The organism is Pantoea sp. SJZ147, assembly GCF_007828605.1.
Lineage (GTDB): Bacteria > Pseudomonadota > Gammaproteobacteria > Enterobacterales > Enterobacteriaceae > Pantoea > Pantoea allii.
On sequence record NZ_VIVB01000005.1, the window covers coordinates 152,567 to 171,062 of the forward strand.

At 50.5% G+C, this 18,496-nt stretch carries 12 protein-coding genes; 2 read left to right on the top strand and 10 right to left on the bottom strand.

Annotated features, from left to right (window positions below):
* The first annotated feature begins 268 nt into the window (after window positions 1-268).
* Both FBY13_RS09320 and FBY13_RS09325 read left to right on the top strand, forming a co-directional pair.
* Window positions 269-1,600, top strand: a complete 1,332-nt coding sequence (locus tag FBY13_RS09320) for an AAA family ATPase (protein WP_145394015.1) — start codon at window positions 269-271, stop codon at window positions 1,598-1,600.
* A complete protein-coding gene (locus FBY13_RS09325) occupies window positions 1,590-2,195 on the top strand; it encodes a hypothetical protein (RefSeq protein ID WP_145394016.1) in 606 nt (201 codons plus the stop codon). The genes FBY13_RS09320 and FBY13_RS09325 overlap by 11 nt, the downstream gene beginning before the upstream one ends.
* 918 nt (window positions 2,196-3,113) lie before the next feature.
* Here the strand turns inward: FBY13_RS09325 and FBY13_RS09330 are convergent.
* From FBY13_RS09330 to FBY13_RS09390, 10 genes are all read right to left on the bottom strand, one after another.
* Window positions 3,114-4,493 carry a VasL domain-containing protein gene (locus tag FBY13_RS09330; RefSeq protein WP_145394017.1) on the bottom strand — a complete coding sequence of 460 codons (1,380 nt, stop codon included), beginning with the start codon at window positions 4,491-4,493 and terminating at the stop codon, window positions 3,114-3,116.
* Window positions 4,494-5,096: 603 nt separating this feature from the next.
* The gene (gene tssE, locus FBY13_RS09340; protein ID WP_145394018.1) at window positions 5,097-5,552 is read right to left on the bottom strand and encodes a type VI secretion system baseplate subunit TssE; all 456 of its coding nucleotides are present in this window, start codon (window positions 5,550-5,552) and stop codon (window positions 5,097-5,099) included.
* A complete protein-coding gene (gene tssJ / locus FBY13_RS09345) occupies window positions 5,552-6,094 on the bottom strand; it encodes a type VI secretion system lipoprotein TssJ (RefSeq protein WP_063880404.1) in 543 nt (180 codons plus the stop codon). Before tssJ ends, tssE begins: the two co-directional genes overlap by 1 nt.
* Entirely contained in the window at window positions 6,072-7,157 is a 1,086-nt protein-coding gene (gene tssG / locus FBY13_RS09350; protein WP_145394019.1) for a type VI secretion system baseplate subunit TssG, read from the bottom strand. The genes tssJ and tssG overlap by 23 nt, the downstream gene beginning before the upstream one ends.
* Window positions 7,121-8,875, bottom strand: a complete 1,755-nt coding sequence (gene tssF / locus FBY13_RS09355) for a type VI secretion system baseplate subunit TssF (protein WP_145394020.1) — start codon at window positions 8,873-8,875, stop codon at window positions 7,121-7,123. The genes tssG and tssF overlap by 37 nt, the downstream gene beginning before the upstream one ends.
* A 1,054-nt stretch (window positions 8,876-9,929) precedes the next feature.
* Window positions 9,930-10,355, bottom strand: a complete 426-nt coding sequence (locus FBY13_RS09370; RefSeq protein ID WP_255474479.1) for a hypothetical protein — start codon at window positions 10,353-10,355, stop codon at window positions 9,930-9,932.
* A complete protein-coding gene (locus FBY13_RS09375) occupies window positions 10,356-11,633 on the bottom strand; it encodes a PAAR domain-containing protein (RefSeq protein WP_063880409.1) in 1,278 nt (425 codons plus the stop codon).
* A gap of 31 nt (window positions 11,634-11,664) precedes the next feature.
* On the bottom strand, window positions 11,665-13,257 hold the full coding sequence (gene tssA / locus FBY13_RS09380) for a type VI secretion system protein TssA (protein WP_063880410.1): 1,593 nt from the start codon (window positions 13,255-13,257) through the stop codon (window positions 11,665-11,667).
* Window positions 13,257-16,724: an ImcF-related family protein gene (locus tag FBY13_RS09385; RefSeq protein ID WP_145394021.1), complete on the bottom strand. Its 3,468-nt coding sequence runs from the start codon at window positions 16,722-16,724 to the stop codon at window positions 13,257-13,259. The genes tssA and FBY13_RS09385 overlap by 1 nt, the downstream gene beginning before the upstream one ends.
* On the bottom strand, window positions 16,721-17,929 hold the full coding sequence (locus FBY13_RS09390; RefSeq protein WP_063880411.1) for a hypothetical protein: 1,209 nt from the start codon (window positions 17,927-17,929) through the stop codon (window positions 16,721-16,723). Before FBY13_RS09390 ends, FBY13_RS09385 begins: the two co-directional genes overlap by 4 nt.
* Window positions 17,930-18,496: the final 567 nt, after the last annotated feature.

Genomic DNA, 18,496 nt, shown 5'->3' on the forward strand with positions numbered 1-18,496 from the left:
TGAAAACGCATGAGTCTCAGGCAATCAGAAACTGCAGCAAAGGCCAGCAGCGGCCCGGCCCGGAGCCACTCATGCAGGTGCATGAAAACCGCTACATGAAGTGCGCAGGCGTGGCGGGGCTACGAGCGCGCGCAAAGGCTTTGTACTAAAGAAATAGAGCGGATTTTATCGTCTGTTTGTTGGTTAGCATTTGGCGATTAGCTACTATCATTAGACTGTCTATGGATGATAAAATCACTACAATACTTGCTTAAATCAAGAGAATTTTATGGATATTGAGGTTAAAAACTTTGGGACTATACAGGACGCCCATGTTCACATTGGTGGCTTAACGGTTATCACTGGGGAGAATGACACAGGGAAAAGTACTGTTGGGAAAATATTGTTTTCTATTGTCAAAGCTATTGCTCGGTACGAATACGATTTAGAAGAAGACAAGGATGATAGACTTCTTTCAATAGCTGAAAGCTTATATTTTTCTATTATAAGAAGAAATATAAACCTCTCAACTCATACAAAAATACGTGATTTATTCCATCCGAAAAAGTTAGTGTCCCAGATTAAAATGGATACTAACGCTACCCTTGCTGAATGTTACAATACACTTAGCCTGATGCTAGATAGTCATGAGCTTACTGATAATTCATTTTCTGGAGCAAGTAATGAGCTTGAGAAAATGAGATCTATAATTGAAGAGCCTGATGATAAAGTATCTGCAATGAATCGAGCCATCAGCAAAGCATTCTTCTCTGAGTTTCGTGGTGAAATAGTTCCTAAAGGTCAAATTGAGGCTCTTAAACCTAGCGTAATAGTAAATGACGGTGCCTCACCTTTAATGAAAATAAATTGGGTGAGTGATACAAAATTTAAATTTGATTTTGATGACGAGCTGGGTTATAGCGATGCTACTTATGTTGAGTCACCGGCCATCATGCAATTTCATAATTTGGCACAGATGTCAAAAACACTTTTTGAATTAAAAAATGCTGCAGGCGGTAGGGCTACAGTGCCCCTTCACATAAAAGACCTTAGCAATAAGCTAAGCGATTCAATTTATAACTTATACGCTTACAATGATTTATTTAATGACCAAGAAGAAGATATCCATTCTCAAGTCTCGTCTCGAATAAGTCATGCTTTTAACGGCGAGATTTCATATGACAACGAAAAATTTGATTTTCTGCTCAATCGAAAAGGATATGTAATATCATCCTCAAATATCGCATCAGGAGTTAAGTCTTTAGGCATACTTGATATGTTAATAAAAGGCGGTCATGCAGAAGACAATAATTTATTAATTCTTGATGAACCTGAAGTTAACTTACATCCAAAATGGCAGGTTTTATATTGCGAGTTAATTTGTGAGCTAGTTCGCTCTGGAGTAGATATTATAATTACAACACATAGCCCTTACATTATTGATTCATTGAAACATTTTTCCGATAAGGTAAAGATTGAAAACAGTTTCTATTTAGCAATGAAATACCCTAATGATAGTCTTACAACCTTTATAGATATTACGGATAATGTCTCTCATGCTATCGACTTACTGGCAGAGCCTTTGCATGATCTGAACAAGGATGATTTTGATGACTTCTAAGAGCCAAAAGATTTTCGATAAACTTTGTGAAGTTTACCCTGGGGCAATGGATACTATTACTAGTCTTAGTTTTAACTCTGACGGTAAAAAAAATTTTATAATCTCAGACGAGGTTGGTTTTAATTACGACAAAGTTGTGAACCATTCTATCTGTTATGATAATGGGCTAAAAGAAAAATCACCTGATGCGCTTTTCATAGCTGAGGACATACTTTATTTTGTTGAATTTAAAGAAGGTTCTGCAAAAAAAGATGATATTCGCATGAAGATACATGAGGGGATAACTACATTATTTTGTTTCGTTATAAAGTATCTTCCCGAAATATCTAGAGAGGATTTTTTCAATCTCGATATTCGCTACGCTGTTGTGATGAGAGGCTTCAGGGCCACAGGTCGGCAAGGCTTTCTTGACAGCCTTGAGGCTAGCTCAAAAAAATTCAATCTGAAAAATATTGAGGGTTTCCTTGTAAGCCAAACCACTATTAGGGATGAACCTGGCAGAATTTTAGCGTTACTAAATAAAGTAAGTTCTGGCAAAATTTCATCTATCCAAATCAACTTGCCGGATTCATCACTGATAAATGTACTAATTTAGATATTTGTTAAGTAGTTATGTAAAAACCAATTTTTCTAACAGGGAGTAATTGCTCCCTTTGTTATTATTTATCCCTTCTTAGGATGCTCGTTTTAGCAAAATATTTGCAGCACATTGATGCACTTATACCTGATGATTCTTTTAGGCAACCATTCCTCTAATGATGGTATTTTTGATGGTATCATCATTAAAAAAACATAAAAACTCTATAAAAAACAACAATATGAAATAAAGTTCGATTGCTGCAGGGACACCAGATGCTAGCTCACCTACGTATTTCAAAATCTATTTAACCCTTTAAATTCAGAAAGTTACCTTCCATTTATTACCCGTTAACGCTACCACCGTAATTCAAAATCTACGCCGTTTAGTTGGTACATATGTTGGTATGTTAAGTTCGGTAATGCAGCGACCATCAGAAGAGGGTTTTAAGTATGGCGCTCGCTGAGTTAACAGTAAGAAATACAAAGCATTTTGATAAACCTGTCAAATTGACAGACGGTAACGGTATGCAGTTAACATTCATGCCATCTGCTCGTTTGAGTAAACTGCGATTTGCTCACCGGTCATAAGTGGACTTCAAAAATTCACTTTGAGTGATACCCGCAAGGCGTAAACTAATGGAAGAGATAACCTATTCCGCAAGAAGGGCAAAAATTAAAAAAAACCTCGTCTGGTTACATTAAGCACACGAGCCAAAGCACTCCCTGAAAAGCTTTATTCGAGCAGTAGTGACAAAGAAATTAAATCGGGGAAATTCACAAAGCCAGAATAAAAAATGAAGCGTCCTCATGCTGTACCAGGATCGACTCAATCCTTGATCGCCCTTTGTAAACCGGAAGAACTAACCGGAAACGACCACCTTATTTTTGCTGGACGATACGATGACTGAATCAACCCCGGCTTTTAGCGCTGTATTTATTTTTCTGTCTGCTGTTTCAGTTCAGCATAATGGGCTGTCAGTTGTTTCAGATGCATTTCCAGTTGAGACCGGGCAGCAGCAGGTAATGGTTTCCCCGCAGGATGTTGTGACAGTGCCCGCAGTTGTTCTTCAGCCGGTATGGATTGATTAAAGAACTGCATCGTGGAAAAAACCACTGATTTCAGCTCACTGATCGTCATATATTTTCCCTTCTGCTCATCCAGCCCGTTCAATCTGTCACTCAGTTTCTGTAGCGTCATCATTCCCTGATGCCAGCCATTCAGGCGTTCTGTCGGCAACGCGGCAGCATTGAGTTGTTGCTGCCATTGCTTTATCAGGGGTTTTGTCTGCTCCGGCCACAGTGCCCTGGCCTGTTCCAAAAGCTGTCGACTCAAGGCGATATTCCAGTCAGGAGGCAATTTATCCAGTCGGGCAAGTTGCTGCTGTGTTTGTGTTATCACTGTTTGTGATGAAAGTGATTGCTGACGCAACATTTCCAGTTGTTCAGGCGTGAGCGTTGCAGGTAAAGGCGCCAGGGATGCTGCAAGCTGAGCCTGAAGCGGGTCAGGCCGGTGAAAATACTGCCAGCTCCACACTGCGACGATGCTTATCACCAGCATGGTGCACATCCCGGCAGCGAAGGATGTCCGTTTTTTTACCGGGGCAGGTATTGCCGCCAAAACGTCCACATTCGCCTGATGTTCCGCCTGTGCAACGTACACCCACTTCACTGCGCTTTCTGGCGTATTTTCAGACGAGCTACCCGCAAGGTCCCCCATGGAGGCATCATGCATCACGGTGGCCGGCAACACTATACCGGACTGAACCGTCGCCGTTGTACTGGTTGTCCCATCGCTGTTTTCCAGCCGGACAGCGCAATTGTGCATTAAGGTACGCAAGGTATCGAGCTGGCTGAGATGTTTAAGCTCCAGGCGCTTGAGCACTTCCCCGATACCGGTAAGCCGTTGCTCAGCCCGGTACAACTGGCTGAGGTCGCTGTAATTGATCGGGAGCGAACGCATCCGTTGCTGCAAACGCTGACTCAGACTGCTGAGGATTTCCATGCGGGCATGGACGGGCTGCGGCCACAGCGTCCCCCATTGATGGCTTATCAGGGCGTCGAGTATCGCAAGTCCTTCATTAAGGCCGACCAGTCCGGCCAGTTGCGTTCGGGCCAGCGTGTACCAGGCCGCCGTCTGCAGTTCCACACCGTTCTGCTCAAACAGTGAGAGACAGCGTTTTTCAACATATCGCCAGTTCACATCCGGGCGCGCGGGATGTATGAGCTTACTCAGTTCATCGCGCAGAGCGGCGTAATCCGCTAACGTGCGCGGGTCGCCACCGGTTTTGATTTTACGAGGGGGGATGTCATGCATGACCAGTTGTCCATTTGACGTAAAAGGAGCTGTGGAGGGTTATTGCTTATGCGGCTTTGCTTTCTGCATATTCGAGACGCTGTAGATACTGAAGTGCCACCGGGTCAGCGATGTATCAAATCAACATATAGCTGAAAAGTTTCTACCCGGTTCCCGGGGCGAAAGCGATGTTTAACAGGCTCCCTTCGTGATGTGAAACCTTAAAATATAACGTCCAATGCATACCGGGATTCATCGTCATTTAAGACCTGCCTAATCAACCAAGGGCCCTGTAAAAGACCATACACAATGAAAAAATTCATAGCGTCGCCATAAAACCTTAGACCCGCACCAGCGTTCAACCAGAGAGCGAGTGCTCCCTTTTATTGTCCACCAAAGCGCAATCCTGTTATCAAACTCAATAAGGTCGTTTTCACTCTCAATGAGCTGAAAAAATCGTTCATCCCGCCACAGACGCAAGCAGTAATAATGAGTCAGTAAAAAGAGTCTCATCATCAACACGCAATCGACTGAAAAAAAATTAAAAATCAACACTAACGGCGGCGTCAGCGCAGCGAAATAACGCCAGCTCGCCAGATGAAACTGGCAGGATGTGATCTCGCCTTAGAGAGGGGTTCTCGTGTCGAGATACTGCTGTTGCTTAAGATGGCGTAACAGAACCCGACCTTCAGGCATAAACTCAGTGCCATAGCGGACCAGGCCAACGCCTTTGAGCTCTGCGTCAATGGCATAGCGCAACTCACCGGGGACGTTCTGCTCCAGCAGGACAACCGCTATCCTTTTCAGTCGGGGCTCATATTTGAGCAGGACGGCGGACAATGCCCCCATCAGCTCATGGGCCGTTCCCGGCATGCCTTGCAGGATTCTGGTCATATCCGGCAGACCATAATCCGGCAGGTGTGCCAGGGTTCCCGCACGGCAGTTAAGGATACGCTGCATGTTATCCAGTACAGAGAGGATGACCTGATTTTCTTCACTGACTTGGTTGAGAGCAAGGCCACCGGTAAAATGGCCGGTGAGCATTTCATACAGCGAAGGCGTGTGATGTTCCCGTGGCATTAGTCATCCTTGAGCGGTTGCAGCATCAGATAGTTATTACCGGCTTCCAGAATACGCGGCTTATCCGGATCGAGGTCTTCGCGCTGAATCACCAGCTTCCAGGTATTCTTAACCCTGTCCGGATGACGGAACAGTCCCGCCACCGCCACAAACTGCGCACCGGCTTCCATTGGCATGTTAAGGCTCGCATCTCCGCCCGGCTTCACCACCACATCCCGGCGGGCAAGCAGGTCGGCTTTCAGAATGGTGTCACCTTCCTGGAGCAATTGCTGGTAGAGCGTTTTGTCGAAGGTTTTGCGGTCTTTCAACTGGTAAATCCGTATCACAACAGGTACAGACAACGAGTTGCTCTCGCGGGCGTCGGTATTCAGCGCCTCACGTGCTGTGAAATCAAGGTGCAGCACCTTGATCTTTTTGTAAAAAACAGCGTTAAACGCCGATTGGGTACTATCGGCAACCCCCTGGGTTATTCCGCAGCCCGCCAGACTGAATGCCATCAGAGGCATCAACCAGAGCGTTTTAGTCAAACTTGTACGTAACACGTCGGTTTCCTTGTTGTGGTTTCGCAGGCTCCAGCCCGGTGTAGTAACCCAGTTCGGTCGTAAAGGTCGCAGGGATATCCGCCGGAAGCTCATCGCCCTCTGCGCCCAGCACACCGTTCATGCCGAGCCAGAAAGGGTCTTCGCCCAGCAGTGGCACGGCCAGCAACCGGACAGACGTGGTCAGGGTAATGCGTGCTTTGAAGCGCCATCCCAGGTACACCCGCAGCATGACCAGAAAATCCTGATACAGCAGACCATCCGGTTTCCAGCCCTGCGCCTCCTGTTCATTATTCGTCGCGAGCGCAACCAGCAGTTGGCTGCCCGCATCCATCGCTTCGTCACCCAGTGGCGTATTGCCGTCCAGCAGAAAATCGGCATCACCATAGAAGCCCAGTGGCCGAGTGACCTCCACGGGTCGAAGGCAGTACGGGCTGACCTTCACGGTGGTATCCGGGGCCAGTAGAGTGACCAGCGCCTGCATCCCCTCTTGAGTTTTGCCCGGCTGTCGCAGTACACCCAGCAGCGCCAGAAAGCGCGATACCGGCGTGGCAATGTGGTTTGCTGTGCCGGGAATACCCAACCCCACAAGGCCCAGCAGTGACTGCGAGATGCTGTCGGTACCGCCGGGCTCAAAGGTGGCCGGGTAAGAGTACTTACGCCAGATGCGGTAAAACTGCGTCAGAATGCGATGGCTGAAGATATCCAGAAATCCCTGCAGCGCTTCGTGCCCTTCACTGCGCTGAGAGATGTCATCGAGATAGGCCGTCGGCAATGGTGAGTCAACCCCATACATCCCCATAAACGTGGCACGGATAACCGGTGGCTTGCTGTCATCGTCCTCATCATATTCAACGGTTTTCAGCTCACTGGCCGGAAACCCCATGCCCGGATGCGGCGCAAAACGTACCGGGTCATCCCCGGGGTGGCTGGTCGCGCCCATTAATGGCCTGTCCGGATTACGTTTCTCCAAAAGCTGACATAAACGGTAAAAGTTAATGCGGTGAAGGTCGGCCTCCAGCCTTGGGGTCAGCCGGGAATGCGGCGGTTGTGCTTCTCTTCCCATTCCAGGCGTTCTCCGGTCGGTTGCAAAATGATAATCAGGCGGTTAAAGAGATAGATGTCGGTATAGAGTGCAAAGAAGCGGCTCAGCATCTCGCCAAACAGGCAGATATCGCCGCGCCCGGCAAAGCCGTGGCTGTCCAGCGTCACGTCAATCTGCACACCACGAACCAGGTAGCCCTGCTCGAAACGCTCTGTTTCACTGTGTTTCACGTTGAGGATGGCTTCCAGGCGACGACGGTTCATCTCGCTGTCCGTCCATTCATACAGCGCCAGGGTACCGCGCAACACATCGGCATTATCCATCATCGACAGGAACCCGCTGCCGAGATGGCTCAGTACGCGCCAGTGAAAACGGTCCCTTGCCGGGGGATAACAGGGTAGCGTCGGCGCACACAGGTTACGTACGGCGATGCTGGCCGAGGTGGTTTTCATCACCGTATCAAGCACGGTGCTTTGCAGCGCACGTCGCGGCAGTTGGCCGTTGGTGCCGGTGAGCGTCAACGACAGGCTTTCATCTTCCGGCACCGTATGGTTATCAAAGGCTTCTCCACCGAGGATAAGCCAGGTGTTATGTAACCCGGACGGACCGCGACGCACGCGGGTGTGGTAATAATATTCCGGCGCTTCGTGACGCATCATCCCGCCTTTGTGGCGGAAGCTCGAAAACGGTACGTAGGTATGCTGGCTCGATGAGATTACCGAATCCACTGCGTAAATCTCCGTATGTCCATCCTGCACGCGCATCGGGCGCAGCATGTATTCGGTCTGCAGGGAGTTGAGCGTCAGCGGATCAGATTCCAGCGGGAACAGGTTAATCACCGGTACGCAATTCAGGCGCAGATGCTTTTCGGTAAAGCTGAAATCATGCTCCCAGCGTTCTGTCAGCACCACGTCGATCTCAAACCAGGGAAGTTCAGCCTGAAAGGCCACGGTCTCCAGCCCACGCAGCCCCGTAAACATGAATTTTTCACGGAAGGTGAAGTACTCCAGCAGCAGTTGATAGCCGCTAAAGCTGCTGCTTCCCTTCGGCCACAGGTCATCTTCGTCGCCGAAACCCAGCGCAGTGAAATAACCGTCGAGCGGTCTTCTGTCCCTATCACCCGGCATCCGCAGCCACAGACACGCCGTGTTCATGGTAAAGGCTTCATGCATGGCGCTGGCCAGCGGTGCGTCTGCGTTGAAGTAGAACGGAATCTGACTGAGATCGACACGGCTCCAGTCGGCAAGATGGCTACAGTTGAAACGCAGGTTGATGACCGAACGCCCGTCAGGATCAGTCGACAGGTGGACGTGCTCCAGCGACAACGGCTGAAGGGTTATCTGTTTGGTGGTGGTGTACCGGCAGCGCGTGCCCTTCACACCAATTGGTCGTGAGTTCACTTCGAAACCTTTGGCAATACGCATCTGCTCTTTCATTTCACGCCAGTCAGGGGTGAACTCCACCACCGACATCGACGGAATGGTGCGCAGATAATGCGGCCACAACAGGCTGACCAGCCCTTCGGTCAGTTCAGGCAGGTCGTCATCAAGCTTCTCACGCAGCCGGCCCATCAGGAAGGCAAAGCCTTCGAACAGGCGTTCCACGTACGGGTCGCGCGCCCCCGCTTTATCGAGATTGAGCATTGCCGCCTGCTCGGGGTGAGCGCGGGCAAACTCTTCACCGGCTTCCAGCAGGTAGCGCATTTCAGCGTCATAGTAACGCAGGGTTAAGTCATCCATATTTATTCTGCTTAGTAAATTGCTGCGTGTTAAACACTTAAGCAGACTCCGGGAGTCTGGCTCGGGTATTCATACAGAAAAGAGAACCATCAATGCTGAGTACAAAGGGGCGGTTCTATGACATATTTTTTTGCCATACCAGGCATCCAATCCGAAGGGAGCCCCTGGCATTCTGTGTATCCTTCATGCATTAAAAATGTCGTATGTCTTTCTGAAAAGATGAATATTCACAGGACTGTTAGCTCCAAGATAATAAACGAGGTACTGAGTAATCTTTTACCTAATGTAACGATTATACCCCCGCAAAAATAACAGAAAAAAAACCGCCAATAACGGTGAGAAAAAAAAGAAAAATGCGGCAGCAAAAGTTACCTAAAAAGAGAAGTTAACGACATCGGGGTAAGAAAGGTATTCACGCTACTTAAAAATACCGAGATATGAAATCCCGATGGAAACCACCAGGAAAAATATCACCTCACAAAATGCGATGACTCGTTATTTAAAAGGATACATTGTATTTACTTGTTACTTACATTGCACAAAGACGAATCACGGACATAACGAGTTGCCGTTCCAGGCATCCATCCTGACGGGATGCCACTACACCGAAGATATCCTTTTTTTACCAGAACTGTTGGGTAAAAAACTGAATACATAACCCCAATAATTACTAAAGCAATACAGCCCCATTTTAAATATACCACATACGCATCCATCGTTTTGAATGCATATTCTTTACCTTTTAATAAAAGCTAAATGAAATATATAAATGGAAAGATCATTACCACAGGTAAAGCGATAAAAGAAACCGTCAACCACGAAAAAACGATGTTGTCACCAAACGAAAAATACTCATTAAACGTATCGTTCCCAAGGTAAACACAAAGACTCCACAACCCCAGCATGAGTAATATGGCTAAAACAGGCCGAACCTTTGTTTCAAACATCAATACAACCTCCGCTGGATACTCATTATGTCATTTCTGACTTATAGATATCTCCCTAAAAATCAGTAGGTAACATCACAACTCTTACGCTGCATTACTTTATTTTTTTACCGCCTACAATCAGCCAAATTTAAAGCATATTTTGTCGATAGCGCAGAAAAGGCCCCGAGATTTTTATTATGACATTCAACATACCCTCGACTCTTAATTTCATAAATGTAATAAGTACGAAACAGAACACCAGAAAAAACAGCTAAAACAAAGCCCCAGATTATTATCTTACTTAAAATAGTCGCTATCTTATGCTCAAAGCGTCTGCCAAGAAAAATCACCGGAAACCCACTAATAAACACAGGCCCAAGAATAATAGCTGAAAAAGATAAAATAACGCATCCAGTAGAGTACTCAAACGCATCTGGAAAAGACAAGCACTTAACAATAGAAATTACACCGACATAAGTAAATACAATCATCAAAAATGCAATAAGCATATTTAAAAAGAAAAGAACCACTCGTTCTTTCAACGAAAACATTTATTCCAAGCTCCTTAAACCAACATCACGGATAGCATTTCGGATATAGCGTTTAACTTCTGCCTCGATAACCCTTCGTCCCTTTTCAAGCATCCCATCAACATACATAGCCCCCAAATCCCATACTCCGCGCTCGATACCTCTGGCTCTGTCAACAAACTCCTGCTGTGCTGACTCTATATAAGCTACCAGTTTATCTGTAATGCCGTATTCTTTATCAATAGCATTTAGTATTATTGCTGTACCAACGCCAGCAAATACGACAACCGCTAAAGGTCCAAGAACAAAAGGTAAGAATGCATTCGCAGCATAGCCAACGCCCCAAACTACGGCTGACGAAAGACCAACTTTTACGACATCAGTAGCAAGTGTCCCCATAAACTCCGCGAGGGAGGTTTCATCATTAAGAATGAAATCGACTGTATCAACAGCGGATACATAAATTAACCCGACAATAGTTCCGTCTATAACAGTCTTTGCAAGCCCATATTTACCAATTGCCATTTCAATAATTTTTGGGTGCTTCAAAGAGAAAACTGGAGCATTGAGTGCTTTTCTGATTCCCGGATAGCCAGTAAGCTTTATGAGCTCAGTTCCTCTATGGTTAATAAATACGGTGCCTTTAATCCCCATTGTACCCAACTGGCTTACAATTTTTGAGGCACTAACCACATCATTAATATTTGTCCAGTAGGTCTTTACGATACTGCCGGGAGTGCTCGTCGTAATAGAAGTCCATGTATGCTTTACAAAATCCCATGACGTTATAATTTCGAGACATTCTGGCAAAGTAAGGATCATGCAATCCTGTCTGTTAACTTCCAGCATAGCCCGAAGTTTATCATCGGGCAGATAGTGAGTATTTATCAGAACAGGATAATCAGGCACAAATCCTGTCGGCTTTTGCTCGCCGGTCAGATAACCTGGCAGCTCAGGAGATGCCTGCGTAGGAGCCGCTGTAAAGCCGGCTGCCAATTTTCCAGCGGAAGCTCCACTGTTCTTCTCGTACGTATCATTCATCATCGACGGAATGAACTTCGCCTTACAGGGGCAGGTACTATAGCTGTCGAGGGTTCCGGCCATTCGCCGGTCATGAATGGTATCGTTGTCAATGCCACCGGCTATCCTGAAAAGCCCGGCATGCTTCCCGCAGGTCACCCTGTCCTGCTCCCGGGCAACAGGTTTATCAAACAGAGTGTGATCATCTGCGCCCGTGGTGATTTTCCCGCCGCAGGTCGTCTTGTCCCCCTGCACCAGGTAAAAGCCTTCTGCTGCCATATTCTTCCCTTATCGCTAAATTCCGTCCAGATTATCCGCAAAGCACCGCACTGCTTGCCGGGTCGAGCGCAATCAGACCGGACAGAAGCAAGTCCATCTCGGGCTGAAGCCGTGATTTATCGGTTTCACTGCGTGTGGCTTTGATGCGCAGCAGTCTGAGGCGACGCGATTTCACTTCAAACAGTAGTGCCGGTGTCCACTGCGTGAGGGTGATTGACTGTGCGGCACTGTCGAGCTCACCCAGCAGATGTAGGGCCAGTTCATTTTTGCCTTTCTGCTCGGCCACGCGGGCCATCAGCAGACGCAGTAACCATTTGTCTTTTGTGGCGTCTGTGCCCGGGCGGGTCTGCAGCCAGTGAAGTGTGGCATCCAGACCATCAGTATCCGCTTTCTCCAGCGCTTCCGGCTCAAGAGCCAGAATATCGTTATTATCCCCACTGTCGGCACTGACCGGCTCATCCCGCCAGCCAGCCATATCGTCCAGCACGTTCTGATTTATCCAGTTCAGCGTGACCTCATCGGCAAAGGGCGTACCGTCATTAAAGGCCAGGGTTTCAAGCCCGGTAAGGCGGCGCAGCAGTCCTTTCAGGTCGGCGGCGATGATATCAGCCAGTACATCCTGTCCCGATTTCATCAGGGCCTGATGGACATACCACTGCAAATCCAGCCAGAGGTGATTAGCGCCACGCGAGAAAGTGCTGTCCGCCTGCTCCAGTATCTCCAGCCAGCTCTGCTGCAGGTACAGGCGTTTGAGCATGGCCCGCTGGTCAGCGCGCGGCGGTTCGATGCGCGTTTTTCCTTCGGCATCCGGGGCCGGAATAGCACTCAGCGTGTCATGACGCAGGCTTTTCATCAGCCGGTGTGCGGCAAGCCATCCATCGGGTTGCTCACGCAGATATCCGGTCAGGGTGCGGGCCTGGGCCAGCAAATCCTGACCGGAGGTAATGCGGCTCAGAACCGGCGCTTCAGCCTCTGTCGTGTATGATGCCTGTGCCTTATGACCGACGTTTTGCGGCACCACGGCATCCACGCCACCGGCTTTGATCAGTCGGGATTCCAGCGCGTTGTACAGGGCATTCAGACCGGGGCGTGAGACTTCTGGCTCAGTCTCCAGACAGTCACTGATAAGCAGCAGTGCACCGGCAGTACGCTGAGCATCTTCCCTCATCACTTCCGGCCAGAGTGACAGGCTGTCAAGCACACGGGAGCCTGCGAGCCACTCTAGTGCCGGTTTACGGCTCCGCTCGCGCTGTGGATGAAGCTGCGTGCCATAGCGCTGCAGCAATCCCGCCAGCAGTTCAAGCCCTTCGGCAAAGCCGGTTTCTCCGTCCTGGTGCAGACGTGCCCAGCAGTAATAGGTGGCAATCCGGATATCTTTGGCGATAGTGGTCAGTAGTTTTTCGCCAAGCGTGCAAATCAGCCCGGTATCAATGCCGGAAAGTTTGTTGACTTCCTCCCGGATGCGCTGAAAATCATCGTCATAGCCGGGATCTTCTCCCGTTGCGCTGGCATCGCTGACCGGAGTAAGCCAGGGCTGCCAGTTTTCAGTACGTGCCTGCGCCTGTTGCCGCAGTTGCGTTTCGTCAGCCTGACAGGCGGCAACCAGATTCTGCAGTGTGCTCATTATTCTTCACCCTCCCTGTCACGGCTTCCCGTGTTAGCCATCACCGCACTGTCGACACTGAATATCTGATCCGGCAGCGTGAACCCCCGCAGTTCCAGCAGCGCCAGCGGACCTTTTCCGAGTTGTGAGCGCAGCACCCACTGCAGGGTTCGGCCATCCGGCGCGCTGAAGCTCATCATCCACTGGCTTCGGTCAAGCTGCTCGCGTTTCCCCTTCTCCAGCCAGCGAATCAGCCCCCAGGTTCCGCTGTAGTCCCCGAACAGGCGCGCTCCGGCATTGACCGTGCTCCAGGTCAGCATCGTCCCCGGCCTGTAGGTGTCGCCCGGCCAGCGAAAGCGCTGCCAGTCGGCCATCTGGTTAAAGTAGTGCAGCTTTTGTCCGTCAATGGTCAGCTGAGTTTCCACCACCTGCGGCACAGGACGCGCCTGCAGCTCAAAGCTGATGCCCTGGCTGCCATCGGTGAACAGAATGTCCGACAGCTGGCTCAGCTGATTAATCGCCCGCAGGAAGGCCGGGTTAACGCTCAGCCCCTGGCTGTTGACCCTGTCAGTTATCCACTGACTGCCCTCTTTGTGCAGCACGCCACTGAGTTCCGTGTTCAGGAAGCGCTCAATGCGCCCGCTGTCCCTGCGCACAAACTCCGCCAGCATCGGCAGAGAGGCGTCACTTTTGCTGGCGGCAAACGGGAAACGTCCGTCGAAGGCGGTGTGCCAGTTTGCCACCACGGAGCGGCGCCACTTGTCATTGAGGCTGGCTGCCGACGGCTGAAGTACGGTTTCCCAGGCCCGGGTCAGCGGCTGCACAAACATCGTGTTGCCGAAGCCGCTCCACGCCTCGCCCAGGCTTGCCGACATCAGGCTGCCGTACTGCCGGGTGTCGGTGAGGTCGACGCTTTTGCCCCGGAATACGGTCTGCGCCAGGGTCTGCATCATCGCCTGCGGGTCAGAAGCACCGGCCACCTGTTGCAGGCGCAGACGCACGCGGGTGATGCGGGTCAGATACGTCTGCAGGCTCAGTGAAGTGTCAGCCGACATCACATGGCTGCCTTTATTTTTCCCCAGAAGCTGAAGCAGCGGCCCGAAGGTTTCACCGAGCGGTCCCTGTGGGCCTGACGCGGACGGGTCAGTCGCGGGGTTGTCTTTCCCGCCTACGAGGTCTTTAGCCGATTTGATGAGGGCGTCCGGGAGGCCTTCGCTTTGCTGGCCGGTCTGCCCCTGCCAGGCGAGGGTATTCATCAGGGCAATCAGCGGCGACTGACGGACATCGCTCATCAGCGTCAGCTGGTCGGTAACGTCCGCAATGTTGCTGGCCGGATTCCAGTGCAGGCTGTTGAGGAAGCTCAGCCAGCTGCCGGCAAAGTCGCTGAAGTAACGCTGCGTCAGACGCGCCTTCAGGGCTTCCGGCGACAGGTCTGCGGAGACGGCACTGCGGCTGTCGCTCAGCACCCAGTCGATTTCATCCCGGCGCGAACGTGCGGCATTTTCGACTGCCTGCTGAATGCCGCCTTCCCAGGCCTGGCGGGTGAACATGCCCGGCACCACTTCCCCGGTGGTGAACAGTCGCCGCGCATCGGTACCGCCGGTCATGTCTTCCAGAGAGACATCGGCGAAGTGACGACGCACGGATTTGAGCATGTTTTCATACAGGGTGCTTTCGGCGTTACGCCGTCCGATTTGCTGTAACAGTACCTGGCGGCTCTGGCTGACCAGCTGCGCATCCGGCGTGATTTTCCACTGTGGCTGTTCAGGCAGTCCGGTGATGTGGAAGGCCCACAGGTCCGGCGACAGGCTCTGCCACAGGGCGGCTGAAATGCCCTGCCGCGCCGGCTGCACGGCCTTCATGGTCCGGGCGTAGAACGCGCCGTCGGCTTTATCCGGACGGGCCATCATCAGCCAGGCTTTCAGCTGGTCATAGCCCGGCTTCGCCAGCGCTGCCCGCTGGTCACTGTCGGGGGCGGCGTTCACCAGCGCGCTGAGCTTCTGCATCAGGGCGGCGTTTGCCGGGTCGCGTATCAGGCGGTTGTTCGCCACGCCGTACCAGGGCAGCATCGCGCTGAGCAGCTGCGGGTTGTGGTCCAGACCGAAGCGCTGATACCAGGGGGCGCCCTCCTGGATGCGGTGCTGCAGGCGGCCGGCCGCGTTACGCAGCGTATGCAGGGCCGTCAGCTGGTCATCCGACACGGAAGGATGCTCCACCAGGGCATGCGCCTGCTGCGCAACGGAGATAATCTGCTGGCGGTTGACGGCAAACGACAGCAGCAGCCCCGCTCCCAAGGCGCCCATGATGGCCATCAGCGTCCCGCCGGTCGCCTGTTCCCACGGCACAGCGACACGCCGGCCGCGTACGCGGGCACAGTCGTCCACAATGCCCTGCCAGGTCACCGGCAGGGTCAGGGCATGGCGTTGTGATTCAGGGCGGTATTTTTCTGTCATGGCAGCGTCAGGAGATTTGACTGCCCCGGACACATCAACGGGGGTATCCCGCGGCAGGCTGAACATCAGGCCGCGCAGCGGCACGCGCTGCTGAGAGGCAGCCAGCCATGGCACCAGTTGCTGAGCCCGGCGGGCGATACCGCCCTCTCTGAGGTGCCGGCCCAGGCGCAGCAGGAAGTCGTGGCTGTTGTTCTCCGCGACCTGGCTTATCCCCTGCGCCCGCAGGGCCGGCAGCATCCGCTCAAGCTGGCGGACGATATCATCTTCGCTGGCGCGCAATGGGAACGTTGCCCCGACCGCCTGCTCAGGGCGCGTGGCCTGCGGCCAGTCGCTGCTGCACAACTGCCACAGCCAGACCGGGGCGGAGTAGCGCAGCCGTTCGCTGATTTTCTCCAGCCCGCGAAGGTCGTTGTCGCTGATGTGAGGCGTCAGATTAAGCGACGCAGGCATGACGCGGACAATCCCGTCCAGCGGGCGTCCGCGACGCAGCCTGCGCAGCGCGGTGTATTTTTCCTTATCGGGTTCAGCCGTGAGGCTGCCGCCGTAAATCAGCACGGTACGGTTGCCTTCCAGCCACTGCTGCTGCTGCAGGCCGGGAACCAGCTGTTCGATTGCCACTTCATCACCAGTAATTAACAACAGACGGGTTTTACGACGCCAGTAAAGGCCAATACGGGAGCGGAGATGTCTCCGAATCTTGTTACACATGGCCACCGCAGGGTGAACTGGCGCTTTATCATTTTCCCGTTTCTTTTTCTCATCATCACCGTTGGTGTTGTCGACAAGCGCATTAAACTCCTGCTTACCGACACCACGTACTGCCGCCAAAAGCACCACGGATACGATAAGGGCGCTGCCTGAAATACATCCGCCGGCGATAAGCCAGTAAATTTGCTGCTGACTTCCGTCTTCAATCCCGGCTATATCCGGATGCTTCCAGACCATTAACGTCATAACGGCTAACAGCAAAAAGAAAATCAATGCGACAGCAAGATAGCGGCCTTCCGTAGTCTTCGGTGCTAAAGGTAGCTTCACGGATCCATCTCCTGTCGGGAAGCAATCGGGGTAATGAGCGTGCTCCACAGCACATTCTGTGTGGTATCACCGCAGATAATCATCTGTGGCGATTGAGTTAGTCGGGCAATTTCAGTGGCGGCAGCGATAGCCAACCAGGGAGCTACGGCTCCGGCATGCCCCATGGATGTATCGAGCGAAATGACGGCTTCGTCCTCGACAGACTGCGCAGGGTGCGCATTCTGGCACGCAATAACTTCTGCGCGCTGCTCACCTGTCAGCCCAGCAAGCCATAAATTTTTCACTATATTTTCTTTGAGCGGGACGTTATAGGCGGCCATGTTCATCCCCTCCCTTAGTTCACCTGTTGGAGCAGAATCTGGCCGGTGAAGCAACGCGAGAGGTTCGAGTGCCTCCTGGGTCAGGCGGTTGCCAAGAAGCAGAGCAACGGCTGCTTCAGCAGTATTGTTTGAAACAACCGGATCAATCTGGAGACCAACAATCAATAACATCGCATCATCTTTAATGCGGTGATCCAGCCAGTGGTTGACTACCCTTGGTCCATTGCTGTCTGTGTACTCAAGAACGCAGGTTATGCCACTCTCCTGCCAGGCTTCCTGCCAGATATCTCTGACAGCTGGGAATGACAGAGATGACGAGACATCAAGGATGGCAACAATCGAAGCGTTCTCCGGAAACTGATGAACTGGAAGATCAGCAATCAGCTCTGAAAACAGACGTGAGATGACCAATCCAGGGGTATCCTCTGGTTCTGTCAGGATACGACTCAGCCTCCTGCTTTCTTCGCCTTTCCAGTCTGACTGCGAAATGATAATGCTGTGATTATTGAGCATTTCAATTGCAACAGAAGATTGTTCATCTTCCTGATGGGCGGTAATAAATGTCGTATTCAACACCTGAAGCGCACGACGAGCCCTACGGGTCTCACACAAGATCCATTGCTCCCGACGCCGGTCAAAACCATTCGCTTTACTGTCCTGTAATGACCATGCCCACATGCGAATAGTGAAACTCACAATCCACATAACTATTGGTGCGCCAATAGCCAACATCCAGAAGTGGCTGTTATTGATGTATCGTTCGAATATCCTCATAGGGATCACGCTGATGACCAGCATCGCCACCAATACGGCAAGCCAACGGGATATTTTAGGTGGTACTTGCCGAGGATAACATTTCGGAAGATCTTTCAGGGAATACGACATTCACACTCTCATGCTTTAAAATTTTCAAATTTCAACTAAGGCTAGTCACCATCAAATGAAATGCTCTCAAATAATTAAAATTCTTCTTTAGGTAGATCTTCACATTTACCATCCAAAGAATTAATACCAGAACCACATAGGGCATTATTTTTATGTATCAAAAAAACACCCTAACCTAACATTCCATCTTTAAGTTTCGCCATAATATCAATAGCCATAAAAACAGATACATCTTTTCTTTTAACCTGTAATAAAGATAGATGATTTACTTTCCCATTTTTCACATATGTAGCATCCGGAATGGATTTCCGTATATTATCTTTTTAATCATACACAATCTTATTATCGACGCCACTAACACTGTCCCTCTTGCTGTTCACTTGCTGTACATCACACATCGATTAAAATGCTTCATCAGAATACAGACAAGTCCACTCCGATATTGGTTATTCTTTTTCTAAGTACTCATCATCAGACAATGCAGGGTATTTAAAATCACTAAAATGCATATTGCATGCATCAAAACTGGATGAAGAAAAAATGTTGGCACTTGAACCAGATGACAGG